We start from the raw sequence: 1,735 nt of genomic DNA, 5'->3' as shown, positions 1-1,735 counted from the left end.
AGGATAACTACTAATTATGAATCTCAATTCACACTATTCATTAGAAAGAGTTGTGAGCTCTAAAGATCAAAAGTATATCGAAGGATTATCGATATACTCTAGGTACACACATCCTGCTCTTAGAACGGAAACTAATACAATTACTTATTGGCTAGATAACTATAACAAAAAGTTTGATGACGAGTTCCATGTCCTTGTTTTTTCAAATAATGAAATAGTTATTGGCTATACTCAACTAACCTATTTTGTTGAAGAAAATATAGTTGTTATTGACTATATATCCATAGATGAAAGATATAGGAAGAACAACACCTTTTTTGAGTTTGCAGATCAGCTTGCCCAGTATATTGAGAGTAAATTTCCCAGCTCAAGCTTTTCCGTTGTAGAGTTAGCTTTGATAGATCAGCCTTATCATCAAAGTGATAATTTTGAGTTGATGAAAAAACTACTAGGCATGATTGGATTTTATGAGTTGGATCTTGATTATTGGCAATTAGAGCTTTCAGCTAGCAATCATGAAAGCAAGGTTCCTGCACATTTGTTTTTAAATCCTAGACCTCTTCATTGTAGTTTAAGGAAAGAAACCGCACTGGATTTACTACACATGCTGTATATTAAACATTACTCAAGGTGGTTTGAAGTATACGAGGAAGATAAAGTTATTTTATACAAGGAAAAAGCTCAAGAGCTTTATAGCACCGCAAAGACGTCTCTCGTTGATGATGTTTATTTTAAAGGTGGAAGTGATAAAGCATATGAAAGTATAGTAAAGACAACAACTGCACAGCCTACTCAACATTTAGGTCTGTCGGTGAAATTGACTTTTTTATTTTTGGTATTAGCGTTATCTTTAGTGTTTTTTATTAAAAAAGCAGAAATAGATAAAGATGATTTCTTTTACTTTTATGGTTTTCTTTCCGTTAGTTTCGTCTTTTTTCTTTCTTTGTTCTCGTCGCGTGCACTGGAGGTACTAAAAGTTGTATCTAAAACCTTCAGCGACATTTTAAAAGGAAAGCCATAAAGTTACATCCACCTCTTTTTAGTATGTTAACCCTTTGAAAGAAAGGATCTAACTTGGAGAGTTTGGAAGATAGTTTTGGGTTACTTGTACTTCGTAAGAGCAGTGTGGATATGATATGTATCGAATTGCTCTTTTTCTCTAACAAGTTAAAACTGTGTAAAATTGAGTTTATGTAATCAATAGAATAAAGCCAAAGATGTTCGCTTTCTCCATTATAAAAGGTGTGGATCGGAGTTACACTTTCCTTGTACTTGTCTGTAAATATAAATTCATAACTATTACTAGTTTCGTATTCTAAAACTAAAGCTCCACCTTTTTTTGTTACTCGATTAAGCTCTTTAATAGCAAGCTGTGCATCAACATAATTTAGTACCGAACCTACACATATTACAATATCAAATGACTCATCAAAAAAAGGAATGTTTGTCACAGAGCCTACTATTGATTTGTCCTCAAAATTTAATAAATTCTCTGCTATATCTAGATGATAAATAAAATCACCAGATATTCCGTAAGAGTTACCTCCTGAACCCGCCAGCAATACTCTTTCTGATAATTTAACACCATCTTCAATGCTTAAATAATCGTATAAATACTGCTTAATTTTTCTGTAGGTGTGATAGTGCCATTGATCGGAAATATCCCAGATATTCTGAAGCTTATTATACTTATCTCTGACATCACACTCTTCAATCATAATTAGTAGTTATCCTT

Annotated in this window: 2 protein-coding genes; one reads left to right on the top strand and one right to left on the bottom strand. The window is 32.7% G+C overall.

Annotated features, from left to right (window positions below; genetic code table 11):
* The first annotated feature begins 52 nt into the window (after positions 1 to 52).
* Complete coding sequence (locus BB427_RS22990; protein WP_239652756.1) at positions 53 to 1,021, top strand: hypothetical protein; 969 nt, start codon at positions 53 to 55, stop codon at positions 1,019 to 1,021.
* Here the strand turns inward: BB427_RS22990 and BB427_RS24660 are convergent.
* Positions 993 to 1,718 (bottom strand): class I SAM-dependent methyltransferase, encoded by a 726-nt coding sequence (locus tag BB427_RS24660; RefSeq protein WP_211859466.1) that lies wholly within the window; start codon positions 1,716 to 1,718, stop codon positions 993 to 995. The genes BB427_RS22990 and BB427_RS24660 overlap by 29 nt on opposite strands.
* Positions 1,719 to 1,735: the final 17 nt, after the last annotated feature.

The organism is Pseudoalteromonas sp. BMB (assembly GCF_001709235.1).
In the GTDB taxonomy this organism is placed as follows: domain Bacteria; phylum Pseudomonadota; class Gammaproteobacteria; order Enterobacterales; family Alteromonadaceae; genus Pseudoalteromonas; species Pseudoalteromonas maricaloris.
The sequence above is the reverse complement of the archived record's forward strand: the minus strand, read 5'-3'. Positions and strand labels throughout refer to the sequence as shown.